Source organism: Paracidovorax sp. (genome assembly GCF_057642795.1).
The window spans coordinates 162,448-180,493 of record NZ_JBXYZY010000044.1 but is presented as its reverse complement, the minus strand read 5'-3'; the positions used below and the strand labels follow the sequence as shown (position 1 = coordinate 180,493).

The following is an 18,046-nucleotide window of genomic DNA, read 5'->3' as shown; positions in this document are numbered from 1 at the left end:
TGACGCCCTCGGGCCGCCTCAGGCGGCGGTGTCGTGGTCGGCCCTGTCTTTGCCCGGCTGCGGGCCGATCGTGCGCGATGCGAGGTTGAGTGCATCCAAAGGGACCGGCCGTCCCAGCCAGTAGCCCTGGGCGGCGTCGCAGCCCATGCCGCGCAGGGCCTCGGCCTGCGACTCGGTTTCCACGCCTTCGGCCACCACCGGCACGCCCAGGCCGCGGGCGAGGCTGAGCACTGATGCCACGATGGCCGCGTCCTGCGGCGACTGCAGCAGCGTGCGCACGAAGCGCTGATCGATCTTGAGGCAGTCGAGCGGCAGGTCGTTCAGATAGGCGAGGGACGAGTAGCCGGTGCCGAAGTCGTCGATGGCGATCTTCACGCCCATGGCGCGGATGGCCGCCAGTCGCGCGCGTGTACCCGTGTCGCCATCGCCGATGCTGAGCGACTCGGTCAGTTCCAGCGTGAGCTGGCCGGCGGGCAGTCCGCTGGAGCGCAGCACCTGCTTGAGCCGTGTGGTGAAGTCCGACTGGATGAGCTGCCGTGCCGATACGTTCACGTGCAGGTTGAAGTCGGCAGGCAGCGTGCCGAGGCGCTCGGCAATCGCTCGCGTGGCGTGGCGCAGCACCCATTCGCCCAGCGGCAGGATCAGGCCGGACTCTTCGGCCAGGGGAATGAAGAGGTTGGGGGGCACCAGCCCGCGAATGGGATGGTTCCAGCGCACCAGTGCTTCGGCGCCGGTCACGCGGCCGGTGGGCAGGTCGATGAGTGGTTGGTAATGCACCACCAGCTGCTCCCGGTCGAGGCCTTGGCGCAGCTCGGTCAGCAGGCTTGAGCGTTCGAGCGAGCGCTCCATCATTGGCGCTTCGAACACTACGCACTGGTTGCGGCCGCCGCGCTTGGCTTCGCCGAGGGCGATGCTGGCGCGGCGCAGCCATTCCGGCAAGTCGGCGCTGTGCAGCGGCCCTGCCACCACGCCCGCCGATGCGCTGATCTGCAGTTCGTCGTCGCCTGCCGTGAACGGCATGGCGAAGAGATTGAGCACGGCTTTGCCGATGGCCTGTTCCGAGAGGCCTTCCACACCCAGGTGCAGCACCGCGAACTCGTCGCCGGCGGTGCGTGCGATCAAGAGCGGCTCGGGCAAACGGCTGCGCAGCCGGTCCGCCACTGCCTGCAGCAGGCGGTCAGCGGTGCCGAAGCCCACGCTGTCGTTGAGCGCGCGGAAGGCGTCCAGCCCGAGCAGGGTGAGGGCCACGGTGCGCTCGCCGTGCCAGTCTGCCCGCTCCAGCAGGCCGCGGCGGGTCAGCAGTCGGGTGAGCTGGTCGGTCATGAGCTGATCGCGCAATTGCCCGAAGGATTGCTGCAGCTGCGAGGCCATGCCGTTGAAGGCCTGCGAGAGTGCGGCGGTTTCCCGCAACCAGTCCCGGTCGACGGGCACGGCCGACCAGTCGCCCTGCGCCAGCCGGTTCGCGGCCTCGGCCGTCTGCAGGATGGGGCGGGACACCCGCTGCACGGCCCAGAGCGCTGCGAGCAGGGCCAGAACGGCCCCCATCACCGCAGCCATCGTACGGTAGCGCAACTGGGTGCGCGTGTTGCCCAGCAGGTCGGACTCGGGCAGCAGCACAACGATGCGCCAGTCGAGCCCGGGGGCGCCGGTGAAGCGGCTGACACGGCCGAAATACACAGCACCGTCCTGCTGGATGCTGAAGGTGGCGTCGCCGTGCGTGGCAGCGGCCAGATGCGATGCCGCGGCCTGGATCAGCGGGTTGGCGCTGGCGGCAGCGGCCCGCCGGGTGCGCGGCGCGAGCGGCGATGAGCCGGTGCGCTCGCCCATGACGGGCTCCGGTTCGCTCTGCGCCACCAGCAGGCCGTCGGGCTCGGTAATGAAGATGATGCCGTTGCCGCGCAGCGGCTCGTCATGCAGGAATTGATGGAGCGCATCCAATCGGACATCGGCGCCGACCACGCCGATGGTCTCTCCACCCACCACTACAGGCGTGGTGGCGGACAGGATCACATCGCCCTGCGTGCTGATCGTGGTGTAGATGGGCGACCATATGGAGCGGCCGGACTGCGTCGCCGCCACATACCACGGCCTGCGGGTGGGGTCGAAGCCCTCGATGGAGCGAGACAGATGCCGGGGGTCGGCATCCCGGTAGATGTTCAGGCGCCCCCCGGTGGTGCGGTCCTGTTCGATGAGTTGCAGGCCATCGGCCCGGCGCACTGCGACGTAGCTGCCATCCCGGCCGCCGAAGCCCATCACGCCGATCTGTGTGTACTCCGCATAGCGCCGCGAGACGGCATCCATCAGGTAGCTCGCTATGTGGCGCATGTCGCCGGGGCGGTAGAGGTCTTCGCGCGAGATCGCGTCCGCCATCGTGCGCTGTGCCTGGAACGGCCCGTCGAGATAGCTGGAGAGGCGGCTGTTCGCCGTGGAGGTGATGGCGTTGAGCAGCCGCATGCTCTCCTGATCGATCAGGTTCTGCACCTGCTGGTGCTGGCTGATTGCCATCAACCCCACGGTGCAGGCGAACAGCAATGCCATCGGGAGGGCGATGGCCAGGCGCAGCGATGGCTGCCAGCGGCGGGGATGCATCAGCGTGCCACGCCGGCTTCACGCAGGGGTGTTCCGCCGGCGGTGGATGGGGAGTCCAGTTGAGTCATCTTTGAGGCTTGCAGCGCTTTTGCAATGGCGTCATTGTGCTATGAAATGATGAGCAACTTGGGCGGCGTTTCGGCCGCTGCGGTCAATCGCGCGTGGCGCGCCGCTGGACGCAGGCGACGTACGCGTCGCCGTCGGGAGGGCGGCCCGAACGCTGGCTGTCCCACAGCATCTGGCCCAAGCATTCCATGGCGGCGTGATGGGCGTCCTGCAGCGAATCCAGCCGCGCGGCCAGCAGTTCGACCGCCTGGCGGATGCCCCGGGGCTGATCGATGCTGCACTGCTCGCTAATGGAAAGATGCATGGACAGGTGCAGAAAGGGGTTGGTGCGCTCCGGTGTCTCGTCGTAGTTGCGGGCCAGCGCCGCATCGACGTCGGCCAGGTCGGCGTGGTACTCCGGGTGTTCCGCAATCCACAGGCTGGCGAGCGTCTCGATCGCTTCCATGGGCTGGCCGGCCCGGTCCTTGGCGTACACGCTGCAGAAAAAGCGCCGTACGTCGGCTTGAGAGGGATTGAACATGGCGGTCAGCGTAGCACGGGCTGTGGCTGTCCCCGGCAGCGCGGCTGCCGGGGACGGGCGCATTCGATGCCGGGATCAGAAGGTTTCCCAGTCGTCGTCGTCGTGCTTCTTGCCGGCGGTGGCGGCGGGCGCCGGCTTGGGGGTCGCAGGGGCCAGGGCCGGGCGCGGTTGGGATGGAGCGGCCGGTGCGGCCACGGGCGCCGGCGAGGGGGCTGCCGATGGGGATGCTGCCTTGCGGGCCGGCGCGGGGGCGGACGTCAGGCGCGCTGCGGCCAGCTTGGCGGACTTCGCCGGCGTTGCCGCGGCCGTGCTGCCGGGCGAGTGCTGCGCTGCCGGGGTGGGCGACGGTGCCGCCACGTGGCTACCGCTGCCCTGGGCGAGCTGGAACACAGCCACCGCCTGGACCAGTTGATGGGCCTGCGTGCGCAGGCCTGACGCGGCGGCGGCGCTTTCTTCGACGAGCGCGGCGTTTTGCTGGGTGGCCTGGTCCATTTGCAAGATGGCCTCGCCTACCTGTCCCACGCCTTCGCTCTGCTCGCGGCTGGCGGCGCTGATTTCTCCGACGATGGAGGTCACCCGCCGGATCGAGGCCACCACTTCCTGCATCGTGTGGCCGGCCTGATCGACCAGGGCCGTGCCTTGGTCCACCCGCTCGACACTGGTGCTGATGAGGTCCTTGATCTCCTTGGCTGCGTCGGCGGAGCGGCCCGCCAGGCTGCGCACTTCGCTGGCCACCACGGCGAACCCGCGGCCCTGCTCGCCTGCACGGGCGGCTTCCACCGCCGCGTTCAGCGCCAGGATGTTGGTCTGGAAGGCGATGCCGTCGATCACCGAGATGATGTCGCTGATCTTGCGTGAGCTTTCGTTGATGCCCTTCATGGTGTCCACCACCTGGTTCACCACGTCGCCGCCCTTGACGGCCACATCGCTGGCCTCCTGCGCCAGCTGGCTGGCCTGGCGGGCGTTGTCGGCGTTCTGGCGCACGGTGCCGCCCAGCTGCTCCATGGAGGCAGCGGTTTCCTCCAGGGCCGACGCCTGCTGTTCGGTGCGCCGGCTGAGGTCATCATTGCCCTGTGCGATCTCGGCGCTGGCTGTGGCCACGCTCTCGGCATTGCCGCGCACCGTGCGCACGGTGTTCACCAGGTTGTCCTGCATGCGCTGAAGCGCCTTGAGCAGTGCGCCGGTTTCGTCGCGGGCGTCGGTGTGGATCGCCACGCTCAGGTTGCCGTCGGCCACGCGGTCGGCAGCGTCGACGGCTTCCTGCAGAGGGCGGGTGATGGAGCGGGTGATGACGATGGCGCAGCCCACGGCCATCAGCGCCGCGATGAAAGAGGCGACCAGCACCATGGTGCGGGTTTGCAGGTAGGCCGTGTGCGCAGCGGCACCGCCTTCCTTCATGTTCTTTTCCTGTAAGTCCACCATCTTTTTCAGGCTGGCCAGATAGGCGCCCTGGGTGGCATAGCGCGGGCTGAACAGCAGCTGCTGCGCCTCCGTGTTCTTGTTCTGCAAGCCCAGCTCGGCCACGTCCTTGCTGAAAGCGATAAAGGCCGCGCTGTGGGTCTTGATGTCCTGGATCAGCGCGCGCTCCTCGGACGTATCGGCCAGCTGTTCCAGCGTGGCGATGTAGTCGGCCGTCTGCGCGATGGTCTTGTCCATCACGGCCTTGTTTTGTGCCATTTCCGCTTCGTCGCTCAGGATGATGATGTTGCGTACGACGCGGGAGAGGTCCAGCGTCACGTAGGACAGCTGCTGGCTGGTGTTGGCCTTGGGGTAGATCTCGGCGACGAGGTTCTGCGAGACGCTGTCCTGCTGGCCCAGCCGCACGAGGTTCAGTGCAGTGACCAGGGCCATGAGAACAAGCACGAGGGCGAAGCCCAGCCCGAGGCGTGGGCCCAGTTTGAGGTTTTTCATGGTAGGGGCGCTAGTGACGTGGAGGGTCGGAGGACGGAGGAAGTGCGGATTGTGACAAGTTGTCACCCTGCTTGCTCAGATCAGCGGTCGACGGCAGGGCGATGGTGGGTCTTTTGCACTGCCGCCTTCACGACCGCCACCGGGATTTCAGGCCATTCCGCGGGCAGGAATGATCAGCGCCGCCGCGTGCCCAGCAGCCGCGAAATGGTTTCCGCCGCCTTGAGCAGGTGGGGGAGCAACTGGGTCTGCATCATCTCCGCGCTGGTGCGGTTGGCCTGGCCGCTGATGTTGAGCGCTGCGACCGTCTCGCCCGCGCGGTTGCGCAGCGGGGCGGCGATGGAGATCAGGCCTTCCTCCAGCTCCTGGTTGATGAGGCACCAGCCCTGGGTGCGGGCCTGGCGCACGGCGGCCAGCAGGTCCTCGTCGCTGGTGCGCGTGTGGGGGGTGAGGGCCGGGCGCGGCAGACCGTCCAGCAGGGCCTGCACCCGGTCGTCGCTCTGGCCGGCCAGCAGCATGCGGCCCATCGAAGTCCAGAAGGCCGGCAGGCGCGAGCCTACGCCCAGGTTGGTGCTCATGATCTTGTGGGTGTGCACGCGCAGCACATAGACGATGTCGCGCCCATCCAGCACGGCGGCCGAACACGACTCGTGCAGCTGGTCCACCAGCGCTTCCATGGTCGGCTCGGCCAGATCCCAGATGGGCATGGACGAGATGTAGGCAAAGCCCAGGTCGAGGATGCGCGGCGTCAGGCGAAACAGCCGGCCGTCGCTTTCCACATAGCCCAGCGTCTGCAGCGTGAGCAGGATGCGGCGGGCGCCGGCGCGTGTGAGGCCGGAGGCGGCGGCCACCTCGCTCAGCGTCTGCTGGGGGGCGGCGGCGCTAAACGAGCGAATCACCTCCAGCCCGCGCGCGAACGACTGCACATAGCTGTCGCCCGGTCTAGGGTTATCACTAGTCGAAGAGGGGGTGTCATCCATGGGGAATGGTCCTAGAATTCATTATACGAACAAATGTTCGATAGGCGAACAAATGGCTCGGCCTATTGCGGCGGCCCGGCGGATTGTCCCTCCCGTCTTCCCCCCCTTCTCCAACGACATGATCAACAAGATTGCGGATTCCGTCGCCCAGGCCCTGGCCGGCATCCAGGACGGCGCCACGGTGCTGATCGGCGGCTTCGGCACGGCGGGCATTCCGGGCGAGCTGATCGACGGCCTGATCGAGCAGGGCGCGCGCGAGCTCACGGTGGTCAACAACAACGCCGGCAATGGCGAGACGGGCCTGGCCGCGCTGCTCAAGGCTGGCCGCGTGCGCAAGATCATCTGCAGCTTTCCGCGCCAGGTGGACAGTCAGGTGTTCGACGGCCTCTACCGCGCCGGCCAGCTCGAACTGGAACTGGTGCCCCAGGGCAACCTGGCCGAGCGCCTGCGCGCCGCCGGCGCCGGCATCGGCGCCTTCTTCTGCCCCACGGCCTACGGCACCGAGCTAGCCAAGGGCAAGGAGACCCGCGAGATCGGCGGCAGGCAGTACGTGCTGGAGTACCCCATCCACGGCGACGTGGCCCTCGTCAAGGCCGAGCGCGGCGACCGCTGGGGCAACCTGACCTACCGCATGTCGGCGCGCAACTTCGGCCCGGTGATGGCCACCGCTGCCAGGCAGACCATCGCCACGGTGCACGAGATCGTGGAACTGGGCGGGCTGGACCCCGAGGCCATCGTCACCCCCGGCATCTTCGTGAGCCAGATCGTGCGCGTCGAGCGCACGGCCACGCAGGCCGCGGGCTTCAAGAAATCGGCATGAAATCGGCCTTGAGCGTAGAAGGAACCAGCGTGAGCAGCTATCAAAAGCGTAGTAAGGATGAGCTGGCCCGCCGTGTGGCGCAGGACATCCACGAAGGGGCGTACGTCAATCTGGGCATCGGCCAGCCGACCCTGGTCGCCAACCACATCCCGGCCGACCGCGAGGTCATCCTGCACAGCGAGAACGGCATCCTCGGCATGGGCCCGGCGCCGGCTGCGGGGCTGGAGGACTACGACCTCACCAACGCCGGCAAGCAGCCCGTCACCCTGCTGCCGGGCGGTGCCTATTTCCACCATGCCGACAGCTTCGCCATGATGCGCGGCGGTCACCTCGACATCTGCGTGCTGGGCGCCTTCCAGGTCAGCGCCACGGGCGACCTGGCCAACTGGAGCACGGGCGAGCCCGGCGCCATTCCCGCCGTGGGCGGGGCCATGGACCTGGCCATCGGCGCCAAGCAGACCTGGGTGATGATGGATCTGCTGACCAAGCAGGGCCAGTCCAAGGTGGTGGCGCAATGCAGCTACCCGCTCACCGGCATCGGCTGCGTCAAGCGCATCTACACCGAACTCGCCACGCTGGCCTGCACGCCCGACGGGCTGGCGCTGATCGACGCCGTGCCCGGCCTGGAGCACGCCGAACTCGAACGCCTGGTGGGCCTGCCCATCCGCCGCGCCTGAACCCTTCAAGGAGACACGACACCATGACCTCTTCGCAAGCCTTCATCTGCGACGCCATCCGCACGCCCTTCGGCCGCTACGGAGGGGCGCTGTCCAGCGTGCGCACCGACGACCTGGGCGCCATCCCGCTCAAGGCGCTGATGGCGCGCAACCCGAACGTGGACTGGGCCGCGGTGACCGACGTGCTCTACGGCTGCGCCAACCAGGCCGGCGAAGACAACCGCAACGTGGCCCGCATGAGCGCGCTGCTGGCCGGCTTGCCGCTGGAGGTGCCCGGCGCCACCCTCAACCGCCTGTGCGGTTCCGGCCTGGACGCGGTGGGCACGGCGGCGCGCGCCATCAAGGCGGGCGAGGCCGGCCTGATGATCGCGGGTGGCGTGGAGAGCATGAGCCGCGCGCCCTTCGTCATGCCCAAGGCCGAAACCGCCTTCAGCCGCAGCAACGCGGTCTATGACACCACCATCGGCTGGCGCTTCGTCAACAAGCTGATGAAGGCGCAGTACGGCGTGGATTCCATGCCCGAGACGGCCGAGAACGTGGCCGACGAATACCGGATCGAGCGCGAAGCGCAGGACCGCATGGCCCTGGCCAGCCAGCTCAAGGCCGTGGCCGCCCAGCAGGCCGGCCACCTGGCCCGCGAGATCACCGCCGTCACTATCCCGCAGAAGAAGGGCGATGCCATCGTGGTGGACCAGGACGAGCACCCGCGCGCCACCAGCCTGGAGGCGCTCGCCCGCCTCAAGGGCGTGGTGCGCGAAGGCGGCACAGTGACGGCCGGCAACGCTAGCGGCGTGAACGACGGCGCCTGCGCGCTGCTGCTGGCCGATGAAGCGTCGGCCGCCAAGCACGGCCTCACGCCGAAGGCCCGGGTGGTCGGCATGGCCACGGCCGGCGTGGCGCCGCGCGTGATGGGCATCGGCCCCGCGCCCGCCACGCAGAAGGTGCTGGCGCAGACCGGGCTCACGCTGGAGCAGCTCGACGTGATCGAGCTGAATGAAGCCTTCGCCGCCCAGGGCCTGGCCGTGCTGCGCATGCTGGGCCTGCAAGACGACGACGAGCGCGTGAACGCCTGGGGCGGCGCCATCGCCCTGGGCCACCCGCTGGGCGCCAGCGGCGCGCGCCTGGCCACCACGGCCGTCAACCGGCTGCACGCCACGGGCGGGCGGTATGCGCTCTGCACCATGTGCATCGGCGTGGGACAGGGCATTGCGGTGATCCTGGAACGCGTGTGAGCGGGGCGCCGACATGTCGATGAACGAAGTGCTGAAGACCACCGCGGGCAGCTTCCGCGTGCGGGTGCAGGGGCCCGCCGATGCGCCGGCCCTGGTGCTTTCCAACTCGCTGGGCACCACGCTGGAGATGTGGGACGCCCAGGTCGAGCGCTTCGCCCGCACCCACCGCGTGGTGCGCTACGACACGCGCGGCCACGGCGACAGCGTGACCTCGCCCGGGCCTTACACCTTCGACCAGCTGGGCTGCGACGTGGTCGCGCTGCTTGATGCGGTGGGCATCGACAAGGCCAGCTTCTGCGGTATTTCCATGGGCGGCTTCACCGGCCTTTGGCTGGGCGTGAACGCGCCGCAGCGGCTCGATCGCCTGGTGGTCGCCAACAGCGCCGCCAGGATCGGCACGGCCGATGGCTGGACCACCCGCGCCGCCATGGTGCGCGAGAAGGGCGCGGCCGGCATGGCCGAGCTGGCGGCCTCGTCGCCCGCGCGCTGGTTCACCGAAGCCTTTACGGCCGCCCAGCCCGACGTGGTGCGCCGCGCGCAAGGCTGGATCGCCGGCACGCCGCCCGAAGGCTATGCCGCCTGCTGCGAAGCGCTGGCACAGGCTGACCTGCGCACGGCCATCGGCGCCATCGCCGTGCCCACGCTGCTGATCGCCGGCATGGCCGACCCGGTGACCACGGTGGCCGACGCGCAGGCCATGCAGGCCGCCATCGCGGGCGCGCAGCTGGCCGAAGTGCCGGCCTCGCATCTCTCGAACCTCGAAGCGCCCGAGGCCTTCGAGGCCGCGCTGGCCGCCTTCCTGCGAGCCGCCTAGCAAGGAGTGCCGCCATGGAACCGTCCCCGCCTACGAACCCTCGCTGGAAGCAGCGCCCGCCTGGCTCCACCTGGGGCGACTTCGGGCCCGACGACCAGCTGGGCCGACTGAACCTGCTCACGCCCGAGAAGGTGCGCCAGGGCGTGGCGGAGGTGCGTGAGGGACTGAGTTTCGCGCTCAGCCTGCCGCTGGATTACCCCGGCGGCAGCGCGCTCAACCCGGCCCGCCATCCGCCGGTGCTGCGCCCGTCCGTGCGCCGCGGGCTGGTCAACTTCAACTGCCTGCTGGCCGAACTGGAGCCGGGCCGCACCGACGTGATGTCGGACGACCTGGCCATCCTGTACCTGCAGTACTCCACGCAGTGGGACAGCCTGGCGCATGCCGGCTCCATGTTCGACGCCAACGGCGACGGCCTGCCCGAAGCGCTTTACTACAACGGCTATGCGGCCGGCCGCCATATCGTGGGCCCGCTGCACCTGGACGACACGGGCGTTCCAGCCACGGCACGCGCGGGCGCCAGCACCTCGGCTGCGCATGCCTTGGGCATAGAGAACATGGCCCGCACCGGTGTGCAGGGCCGGGGCGTGATGATCGACCTGCGCGCCCACTGGGGCGACGCCCGCACCCTGGTCGGCTACGACGCGCTGATGCGTGTGCTGGAAGCCGACGGCGTGGCGGTGGAGCCGGGCGACATCGTCTGCCTGCACACCGGCTTTGCCGATGTGGTGCTGGGCATGCGCCGCCACCCCGATCCGGCCGTGCTGCAAGGCGCCTGCGCGGTGCTCGACGGCCGCGACGAGAAGCTGCTGCAGTGGATCACCGACAGCCAGCTCGCCGCCCTCGCCGCCGACAACTACGCCGTCGAGGGCCTGCCTGCGCGCCCAGGCCCGGCCTGCTGTGCCGCGCTGCCGTTGCACGAGCACTGCCTGTTCAAGCTGGGCGTGCACCTGGGCGAGCTCTGGCACCTGACGCCGCTGGCCCGCTGGCTGCGCGGGCACGGCCGCCACCGCTTCCTGCTGACGGCGCCGCCGCTGAACCTGCCCGGCGCCGTGGGCTCGCCCGTGACGCCCGTTGCCACGGTGTGAGTCCTCGATGCGCCTGCTGCGGCGTCGCCCGGCCCAGGCCTTCGCCTTTGCTTTTCTGCCTTCCTGAAGGAGCCGACATGCCTTTCATCATCGAAACCTTCGACAAGCCCGGCCACCAGCAGGTGCGCCAGGCCCACCGCGCCGCGCACCTGGAGTTCCTCGACCAGCACAAGGCCCTGCTGCTGGCCTGCGGCGCCAAGCTGGACGACGACGGCCGGGACCTGGGCGGGGGCCTCTACGTGGTGGCGCTGGATTCGCGCGAGGAGGCGCAGCGCTTCATCGAGTCCGACCCGTTCCACGCGGCCGGCCTGTTCGAGCGGGTCACGCTCACGCGCTGGCGCAAGGCCTATGTGGACGGGCAGTGCTACCTGTAGCGCGTGTCACGCGCTCCTTTGGCGTTTCCCGTTGCCCAGAAAGACTTCCATGAACTCCTCCGTTTCCGTGCGCGAGCGCGTCCTCATCACCGGCGGCGGCGCCGGCATCGGCGCGGCCACGGCTGAGCGCTGCCGTGCGGACGGCTACGAGCCGGTCGTCATTGACCGCACGGTCGATCACGTGCCGGGCGGCATCCAGGCCGACTTGTCCAACCCCGCGGAGACGGCGCGTGCGCTGCAGCAGGCACTGGCCGGCGGCCCCATCACGCGGCTGGTCAACAACGTGGGCATCGTGGTGCCCGCCGAGGCGGCGGAGCAGACGCTGGAGCAGTTCGATCTGGCCGTGGCGCTAAACCTGCGCTGCAGCCTGCAGTGCATGCAGGCGCTGCTGCCGGGCATGCAGGCCGCGGGGTTCGGGCGCATCGTGAACATGTCTTCGCGCGCCGCCCTGGGCAAGGAACTGCGCACCGCGTATTCGGCCACCAAGGCCGGCCTGATCGGCATGACGCGGGTCTGGGCGCTGGAGCTGGGCCGCCACGGCATCACGGCCAACGCCATCGGCCCCGGGCCCATCCGCACCGAGCTGTTCGACCGCGCCAACCCGCCCGATGCGCCGCGCACGCTGGCCATCATCGACGCGGTGCCCGTCAAGCGGGTGGGCACGCCCGATGACGTGGCGCATGCCGTGTCGTACCTGCTGGATGCGCGCAGCGGCTTCGTCACGGGCCAGGTGCTCTATGTCTGCGGCGGCATGACGGTAGGCGTCGCCGGGGTCTGACGACTGCCGTTCGTCCCCCGGATCCGCCTTCGTTTTCTCAGAAATCCACACAACTCCAAAGAGACAACTCCATGTCGAAAATCACGGCCTTCTTCACCGAACTGATGCGGCGCTACCTGCCCGATCCGTTCGTCTTCGCGATCCTGCTGACGCTGCTGACCATGGCCCTGGCCTTCGGCGTGGAGAGCCGCCCGATCGATGCCGTGGTACAGGACTGGGGCAAGGGCTTCTGGAGCCTGCTGGCCTTCACCACGCAGATGGCGGTGATTCTGGTGATGGGCTACGTGCTGGCCACCGCCCCCATCGTGGACCGCTTTCTCGACCGCATCGCGGCGCGCGTGCAGACGCCGCGCCAGGCCATCATTGTCGCGACCATCGTGGGAGGCGTGGGCAGCTATCTCAACTGGGGCTTCGGCCTGGTGATCGGCGGCATCATGGCCCGCAAGCTGGCGCTGAAGGTCAAGGGCGTGCACTACCCGCTCATCATCGCCTCGGCCTATACCGGCTTCACGATGTACAGCCTGGGCTTCTCGGCGACGATCCCGGTGCTGATCTCCACCAAGGGCCACGCGTTCGAGGGCAGCATGGGCCTGATCCCGCTCACGCAGACCATCTTCTCCGCACCCATCCTGCTCACCAGCCTGGCCGTGCTGGTTACGCTGCCGCTGCTCAATGCCGCCATGCACCCCCAGCGCGGCGAGACCGTGATCGAGCTGGACCCGGCCACCGTGGCGGATGCCAAACCCGCCGCCAGCGCCGAAGGCCTTCTGGGCGACGAGAAGACGCTGGCCTGGCGCCTGAACCACAGCCGCCTGCTGAGCCTGCTGATCGGCCTGTGCGGCATGGCCTATGTGGCGATGCACTTCATCAAGGGCGGCAACCTCGACCTGAACATGATCAACTTCTTCATCCTGTTCCTCGGCGTGCTGCTGCTGGGCACGCCGATGCAGTACGTGGAGAAGGTCAACGAGGGCGTGAAGACCATCGGCGGGATCATCCTGCAGTTCCCGTTCTACGCCGGCATCATGGCGATCATGCACGGCTCGGGGCTGGTGGAGTCCATCGCCCACGTGTTCGTGAACATCTCCACGGCGGCCACGCTGCCGCTCTGGGGCTTCGTCAGTTCCTTCGTCATCAACTTCTTCGCGCCCTCGGGCGGCGGCCACTGGGTGCTGCAGGGCCCGTTCATGATCGACGCGGCCCGCACGCTGGGCGCATCGCAGGCGCAGACCGCCATGTCGGTGATGCTGGGCAACGGCTGGAACGATCTGGTCCAGCCCTTCTGGATCCTGCCCGCGCTGGCGCTGTCCAAGCTCAAGCTCAAGGACATCATGGGCTACACCGTGGTTTCCATGCTGCTGGTGGGCGCCATTTACGCGGCCACCATGCTGATCTGGCCGCAACTCTGAGTTTCCCGAGAGGCGGCTCGGCCGCCTGAATTTCGCTCAACCCCCGAAGGAGAAACCCATGCTGTTCATGGTTCAGATGATCGTGCAGATCCCGTCCACCCTGGCCCCCGAAGTGGCGGAGGAGATCAAGCGCAAGGAAAAGGAATATTCGCAGCGGCTGCAGCGCGAAGGCAAGTGGCGCCACCTGTGGCGCGTGGTGGGCGAGTACGCCAACGTCAGCATCCTCGATGTGGCCAGCAACGATGAGCTGCACACCCTGCTCAGTGGCCTGCCGCTCTTTCCCTACATGCAGATCAAGGTGACGCCGTTGGCCAACCACCCATCGTCCATCGTGCAGGAGTGAACGCGCGGGCCAGGTGCCCGCCGCTCCCCGCATCGCCATCCCCATAGAAGAAGAGATAGAGGAAACAAACCATGACCCTTTCCCATTCCCCGATCCTGCGCCGCGGCCTGATCGCCGCCGCTGGCACCGCCGCAATCGCCTGCGCGCTCCTGCCCGGCCTGGCCGCGGCGCAAGGTGCGTTCCCTAGCAAGACCATCACCATCGTCGTGCCTTTCGCGGCCGGGGGCACCACCGACATCCTGGCGCGCATCGTCGCCCAGGGCATGGGCGCGGAGCTGGGCCAACCGGTGGTGGTGGACAACCGCGCCGGCGCGGGCGGCAACATCGGCGGCCAGCTGGCCGCGCGGGCACCGGCCGACGGCTACACGCTCTTCATGGGCACGGTGGGCACGCACGCCATCAATGCGGCGCTCTACAAGAAGATGCCCTTCGATCCGATCAAGGACTTCGCGCCGCTCACGCGCGTGGCCAACGTGCCCAACCTGCTGGTCGCCAATCCCGCGCAGCCTTTCAAGACGGTGCAGGAGCTGATCGCCTATGCCAAGGCCCATCCGGGCAAGATCAACTTCGGCTCCTCGGGCAGCGGCAGCTCCATCCACCTTTCGGGCGAACTCTTCAAGAGCATGGCCAAGGTGGACATGCAGCACGTGCCCTACAAAGGTAGCGCGCCGGCCGTGACGGACCTGCTGGGCAACCAGATCGCGATCATGTTCGACAACATGCCCTCGGCCATCCAGCATGTGCGTTCGGGCAAGCTGCGCGCCATCGCCGTCACCACCGCCAAGCGCTCGCCCGAACTGCCCGACGTGCCGACCATCGCCGAGGCCGGCGTGCCCGGCTACGAGGCCACCTCATGGTTCGGCATGTTCGCGCCGGCCGGAACGCCCGCGCCGGTGGTCGCCAAGCTCAACGCCACCATCGTCAAGGTGCTGGCCCAGCCCGAGGTGAGCAAGAAGCTCGCAGAGCAGGGTGCCGAAGCCGCCGGCGAGACGCCCGAGCAGTTCGCCGCCTTCATCCAGAAGGAGAGCGTGAAGTGGGGCAAGGTAGTGAAGGAATCCGGCGCCAGCGTGGACTGATCGGCTGCGGGCGCGGACTTGCCTTTATCCGTAGAGGGGCCGCGGGGTCTGCTGGGCGAAGGCCGGTGCTACGAGTGCGCCGTTCTTCGCCGCGACTACCTCGGCCATCATCGAGAGCGCGATCTCGGCCGGCGTCCTGCTGCCGATGAAAAGGCCGGCGGGGCCATGCAAGCGATCCATCTCGGTGTCGCTCAGGCCGAAGTGCTGCTGCAGCCGCTCGCGCCGCCGCGCGCTGTTGTTGCGTGATCCGATGGCGCCGACATAGAAGGCCCGTGAGCGCAAGGCCTCGATCAGGGCCAGGTCGTCCAGCTTCGGGTCGTGGCTCAGCGCCAGCACGGCCGTGCTGGCGTCTTCCCGCAGGGCCAGCACTACGTCGTCGGGCATCTCGCGCGTGAAGGCGATGCGCCCCTGCGCCCAGGCGGGCGCCCGCTCCAGGCGCGGATCGCTCAGCACGATGTCGAAACCGACGCTCAGTGCGATCTGGCACACGTAGAACGCCGTATCGCCCGCGCCGATGACGACCAGGCGGGCGGCCGGGGCGAAGCATGCCACGAAGCGCTCGGTATCCAGCTGCGGCGCCGCGCCGTGCGGCACTTCGCGTAGCAGCGCATTGCCGGTGGCCAGATGCAGCGTGCGCTCCACGTAACGCCGCTGCGCGCAGGCGTCCAGCAACTCGGGGAGCCGGCTGTGGGGCTGCAGGGGTTCCATCACCAGTTCCATGGTGCCGCCGCAGGGCAGGCCGAAGCGGTGGGCCTCATCCGCCGAGATGCCGTAGCGAAGCACTTCGGGCACGGCCGCGGTCGAAAACGATGGCGACGGCCCCTGCGCGGCCTGCTGCACGCGGCGGATCAGGTCGTCCTCGATGCAGCCGCCCGAGACCGAACCCACCACCTCACCGTGAGCGTTCAGGGTCATGAGCGAGCCCGGCGGCCGGGGCGACGAGCCCCAGGTGCGCGCAACGCTCACCAGCCAGCCGGGAATGCCGGCCTGCAGCCAGCTGTTCGCCGTGCGCAGCACCAGGCTGTCGAGGTCCGTGGGCTCCACCGTCAGCCTTCGAGCACGGCGCGCACGGCATCCGGGGTGAACGGGGCCTGGTAGAAGCGCTGGCCCGTAGCGTCGAAAAGCGCGTTGGCCAGCGCGGCCGGGCCCGGCACCGAGGCGGATTCGCCGGCACCCATGGGCGGTTCGTCCTGTCGGGGCATGAGCACCACCTCGATGGGCGGCACGTCGCGAAAGCCGATGATGGGGTAGCCGCCCCACTCGCGGCTTGCGACGCCCTGGGCATCGAAGGCCACGCGTTCCATCAGGCTGCGGCTCAAGGTCTGGATGACGTTGCCGTGGATCTGGTGGCGCACGCCGTCGGGGTTGACCACCATGCCCGTGTCCTGGCCCACCACCACGCGCCGCACGGCGATGCGGCCGCTGGCGGGGTTGACCTCGATGTCGATGACCCAGGCGGCCCAGGCCGCGCCGAAGCCGGGAAAGCGGCTGTGGACGTAGCGCGCATAGGCCACGCCACGCCCGCGCAACAGGCCGTCTGCGCCGGGCACTCCTCTGGTGCCCGGGCCGCCGCACTGCCAGCCCGCATGGCGGGCCGTGGCTTCGACTAGTTCGATGGCGCGCCGGTCGTCGAGGTGGCGGAGCCGGTAGTCCACGGGATCGGCGCCGGACGCATGGGCCAGTTCGTCGATCATGCAGTCGTGGGCGAAGGAGTTGGGCAGGGCCGACACGCCGCGCAGCCAGGAGGAGCGCACCAGCGGCGCCATGTCGTGGCAGGCGATGCGCCGGCTGGCGTAGCGGTAGGGCGGCACGGCCGTGCGGTCGCCCATCTCCAGCGTGCGCGGCTGGCCCGGCACACGGCCGGTGAGCAGCAGTGCCAGCATGGGCGCATCGTTGGAGGGGTAGCGCACGGCGAAGTCGTAGGCCTGCAGGCTGCCATCGCGGCCGATGGCGGCGCGCACGTCCATGAGCTGGCCCGTGCCTTTGGGCTCCCACTGGTGCTCCTGCTCGCGCGTGAGCTGCACGCGCACGGGTGCGCCCACGGCCATGGAGAGCAGGGCGGCGTCGGCGCAGACGTCGTCGGCGCAGTTGCGGCCGTAGCAGCCCGCCGCCTCCAGGCGCACGACCTCGATGCGGTCCTCGCCCAGCTGCAGCAGCCGGTCCAGGTCGGTGCGCAGCATATGCGGGTTCTGCGTGCCGGCCCACACCGTGAGCCGGCCCTGCTGGAAGTCGGCCACCGCGCAGGACGGGCCGATGGAGGCATGCATCTGGTAGGGCCAGACGTAGCTGCGTTCCAGCACGGCGGCGGTCTCCGGCCCCTTGAAGGCCGCATCCACGTCGCCTTCGTCCACCAGCGCCCGACGCTGCGCCGGGTTCGCGCGGATGGCGCCGGCCAGGTCGCTCAGGTCGGGGGCGGGTGGCACCGGGCGCCACTGCACGCGCAGCGCGCGCATGGCTGCGATGGCCTGCTCCTCGCGGTCGGCGACCACGCCGACGAAGTCGCCTTCGGCGACCACTTGCACATTGCCCGGCAGGTGGACGACCGAGGCATGGTCCACCGCGACGAGGCAGCGGCCGATGAAGCCGCCGCTGTCGCGGCCCGGGTGCGGCGGGCGCACGACGCGGCCATGGCGCATGCCTGGCACGCGCACGTCGTGCACGAAGCTCAGCTCCCCGGTGGCCTTGGCGGGGATGTCCACGCGCGCAGCGCCGCGGCCTACCAGCCGGTAGTCGCTGGCGGGCTTGAGCTTGACTGCCTGCTCGGGCGCTGCAAGCGGCAGGTGCAGTTGCTGGTCCTGCAGCAACTGCCCGTAATGGAGCGTACGCGCATCGCCTTCATCGGCGAAGCGCACCAGGCCGTCGCGGGCCTGCAGCTGGTCGGCGGCGACGCCCCAGTGCGCGGCGGCCAGCGCCAGCAGCTGTTCGCGCGCCTGGGCGGCGGCGCGGCGCAGCGGCACGGCGGAAATCTGGATGCTGGCGCTGGCGATGGTCGGCCCCTGGTTGGGCGACGCGGACGTGTGGCCCAGCACCATGTCCAACTGGTCCAGCGGCACTTCGAGCTCTTCGGCCACGATCTGTGCCAGGGACGTGCGGATGCCCGTGCCCAGGTCCACATGGCCGTTGAAGGCCAGGGCGCGCCAGCCCTGCGGCGCATCGGCGTCGGCCAGCACGGCCACGAAGATTTCTGGCGCGGCGGGCACGTAATTGGTGGCCGAGCCCGGCTGCCCCGGTGCGGGTGGTGGAGGCGCTACCGGCTGGCGCAGCACGAGCAGGGCGTCGGTGCGATCGAGCAGCTGCGCGTGCAGGGCTTGGGGCTGGGGAAGGTTCATGGGGTGGCGGTCTTCGCTGGCACGCGATCGGGCATGCCAGGGGCTT

Annotated in this window: 16 protein-coding genes; 10 read left to right on the top strand and 6 right to left on the bottom strand. The window is 69.2% G+C overall.

The annotated features are described in order from the left end of the window. Positions 1-18: 18 nt before the first annotated feature. The 4 genes from AC3A84_RS18245 to AC3A84_RS18230 all read right to left on the bottom strand — a co-directional run bounded on the left by AC3A84_RS18245 (position 19) and on the right by AC3A84_RS18230 (position 6,063). On the bottom strand, positions 19-2,589 hold the full coding sequence (locus tag AC3A84_RS18245; protein WP_487971434.1) for a bifunctional diguanylate cyclase/phosphodiesterase: 2,571 nt from the start codon (positions 2,587-2,589) through the stop codon (positions 19-21). 151 nt (positions 2,590-2,740) lie between these two features. Continuing rightward, positions 2,741-3,175: a DUF1841 family protein gene (locus AC3A84_RS18240; protein ID WP_487971433.1), complete on the bottom strand. Its 435-nt coding sequence runs from the start codon at positions 3,173-3,175 to the stop codon at positions 2,741-2,743. Between the two features lie 75 nt (positions 3,176-3,250). Further along, positions 3,251-5,086, bottom strand: coding sequence for a methyl-accepting chemotaxis protein (locus AC3A84_RS18235; protein WP_487971432.1), 1,836 nt, complete (start codon positions 5,084-5,086; stop codon positions 3,251-3,253). A 173-nt stretch (positions 5,087-5,259) separates the two neighbouring features. Beyond that, the gene (locus AC3A84_RS18230; RefSeq protein WP_487971431.1) at positions 5,260-6,063 is read right to left on the bottom strand and encodes an IclR family transcriptional regulator domain-containing protein; all 804 of its coding nucleotides are present in this window, start codon (positions 6,061-6,063) and stop codon (positions 5,260-5,262) included. A gap of 118 nt (positions 6,064-6,181) precedes the next feature. Here AC3A84_RS18230 and AC3A84_RS18225 point away from each other — a divergent pair, with 118 nt between their 5' ends. From AC3A84_RS18225 to AC3A84_RS18180, 10 genes are all read left to right on the top strand, one after another. Then, positions 6,182-6,883, top strand: a complete 702-nt coding sequence (locus AC3A84_RS18225; RefSeq protein WP_487971430.1) for a 3-oxoacid CoA-transferase subunit A — start codon at positions 6,182-6,184, stop codon at positions 6,881-6,883. Between the two features lie 29 nt (positions 6,884-6,912). Beyond that, positions 6,913-7,560, top strand: a complete 648-nt coding sequence (locus AC3A84_RS18220; protein WP_487971429.1) for a 3-oxoacid CoA-transferase subunit B — start codon at positions 6,913-6,915, stop codon at positions 7,558-7,560. A gap of 23 nt (positions 7,561-7,583) precedes the next feature. Continuing rightward, positions 7,584-8,792, top strand: coding sequence for a 3-oxoadipyl-CoA thiolase (gene pcaF, locus AC3A84_RS18215; protein WP_487971428.1), 1,209 nt, complete (start codon positions 7,584-7,586; stop codon positions 8,790-8,792). 13 nt (positions 8,793-8,805) lie between these two features. Further along, the gene (pcaD, locus tag AC3A84_RS18210) at positions 8,806-9,606 is read left to right on the top strand and encodes a 3-oxoadipate enol-lactonase (RefSeq protein WP_487971427.1); all 801 of its coding nucleotides are present in this window, start codon (positions 8,806-8,808) and stop codon (positions 9,604-9,606) included. A 14-nt stretch (positions 9,607-9,620) separates the two neighbouring features. Next, positions 9,621-10,691, top strand: a complete 1,071-nt coding sequence (locus AC3A84_RS18205; protein WP_487971426.1) for a cyclase family protein — start codon at positions 9,621-9,623, stop codon at positions 10,689-10,691. Positions 10,692-10,768: 77 nt separating this feature from the next. After that, positions 10,769-11,065, top strand: a complete 297-nt coding sequence (locus tag AC3A84_RS18200) for a YciI family protein (RefSeq protein ID WP_487971425.1) — start codon at positions 10,769-10,771, stop codon at positions 11,063-11,065. Positions 11,066-11,114: 49 nt separating this feature from the next. After that, positions 11,115-11,843: an SDR family oxidoreductase gene (locus tag AC3A84_RS18195; protein WP_487971424.1), complete on the top strand. Its 729-nt coding sequence runs from the start codon at positions 11,115-11,117 to the stop codon at positions 11,841-11,843. Between the two features lie 71 nt (positions 11,844-11,914). Beyond that, complete coding sequence (locus AC3A84_RS18190) at positions 11,915-13,252, top strand: short-chain fatty acid transporter (protein WP_487971423.1); 1,338 nt, start codon at positions 11,915-11,917, stop codon at positions 13,250-13,252. Positions 13,253-13,310: 58 nt separating this feature from the next. Further along, a complete protein-coding gene (gene catC, locus AC3A84_RS18185; RefSeq protein ID WP_487971422.1) occupies positions 13,311-13,595 on the top strand; it encodes a muconolactone Delta-isomerase in 285 nt (94 codons plus the stop codon). Positions 13,596-13,666: 71 nt separating this feature from the next. Then, positions 13,667-14,671 (top strand): Bug family tripartite tricarboxylate transporter substrate binding protein, encoded by a 1,005-nt coding sequence (locus AC3A84_RS18180; RefSeq protein WP_487971421.1) that lies wholly within the window; start codon positions 13,667-13,669, stop codon positions 14,669-14,671. A gap of 24 nt (positions 14,672-14,695) precedes the next feature. On the opposite strand, the gene AC3A84_RS18175 is transcribed toward AC3A84_RS18180, so the two are convergent. Together AC3A84_RS18175 and AC3A84_RS18170 are read right to left on the bottom strand one after the other, a co-directional pair. Next, a complete protein-coding gene (locus tag AC3A84_RS18175; RefSeq protein ID WP_487971420.1) occupies positions 14,696-15,715 on the bottom strand; it encodes an XdhC family protein in 1,020 nt (339 codons plus the stop codon). 2 nt (positions 15,716-15,717) lie between these two features. Continuing rightward, the gene (locus AC3A84_RS18170; RefSeq protein WP_487971419.1) at positions 15,718-18,000 is read right to left on the bottom strand and encodes a xanthine dehydrogenase family protein molybdopterin-binding subunit; all 2,283 of its coding nucleotides are present in this window, start codon (positions 17,998-18,000) and stop codon (positions 15,718-15,720) included. Between the last annotated feature and the right edge of the window lie 46 nt (positions 18,001-18,046).

What these genes read in the sequence shown, in the direction of transcription:
- AC3A84_RS18245 (WP_487971434.1), bottom strand. Translation starts at nt 2,589, where the DNA reads ATGCATCCCCGCCGCTGGCAGCCATCGCTGCGCCTGGCCATCGCCCTC.
- AC3A84_RS18240 (WP_487971433.1), bottom strand. Translation starts at nt 3,175, where the DNA reads ATGTTCAATCCCTCTCAAGCCGACGTACGGCGCTTTTTCTGCAGCGTG.
- AC3A84_RS18235 (WP_487971432.1), bottom strand. Translation starts at nt 5,086, where the DNA reads ATGAAAAACCTCAAACTGGGCCCACGCCTCGGGCTGGGCTTCGCCCTC.
- AC3A84_RS18230 (WP_487971431.1), bottom strand. Translation starts at nt 6,063, where the DNA reads ATGGATGACACCCCCTCTTCGACTAGTGATAACCCTAGACCGGGCGAC.
- AC3A84_RS18225 (WP_487971430.1), top strand. Translation starts at nt 6,182, where the DNA reads ATGATCAACAAGATTGCGGATTCCGTCGCCCAGGCCCTGGCCGGCATC.
- pcaF (WP_487971428.1), top strand. Translation starts at nt 7,584, where the DNA reads ATGACCTCTTCGCAAGCCTTCATCTGCGACGCCATCCGCACGCCCTTC.
- pcaD (WP_487971427.1), top strand. Translation starts at nt 8,806, where the DNA reads ATGTCGATGAACGAAGTGCTGAAGACCACCGCGGGCAGCTTCCGCGTG.
- AC3A84_RS18205 (WP_487971426.1), top strand. Translation starts at nt 9,621, where the DNA reads ATGGAACCGTCCCCGCCTACGAACCCTCGCTGGAAGCAGCGCCCGCCT.
- AC3A84_RS18200 (WP_487971425.1), top strand. Translation starts at nt 10,769, where the DNA reads ATGCCTTTCATCATCGAAACCTTCGACAAGCCCGGCCACCAGCAGGTG.
- AC3A84_RS18195 (WP_487971424.1), top strand. Translation starts at nt 11,115, where the DNA reads ATGAACTCCTCCGTTTCCGTGCGCGAGCGCGTCCTCATCACCGGCGGC.
- AC3A84_RS18190 (WP_487971423.1), top strand. Translation starts at nt 11,915, where the DNA reads ATGTCGAAAATCACGGCCTTCTTCACCGAACTGATGCGGCGCTACCTG.
- catC (WP_487971422.1), top strand. Translation starts at nt 13,311, where the DNA reads ATGCTGTTCATGGTTCAGATGATCGTGCAGATCCCGTCCACCCTGGCC.
- AC3A84_RS18180 (WP_487971421.1), top strand. Translation starts at nt 13,667, where the DNA reads ATGACCCTTTCCCATTCCCCGATCCTGCGCCGCGGCCTGATCGCCGCC.
- AC3A84_RS18170 (WP_487971419.1), bottom strand. Translation starts at nt 18,000, where the DNA reads ATGAACCTTCCCCAGCCCCAAGCCCTGCACGCGCAGCTGCTCGATCGC.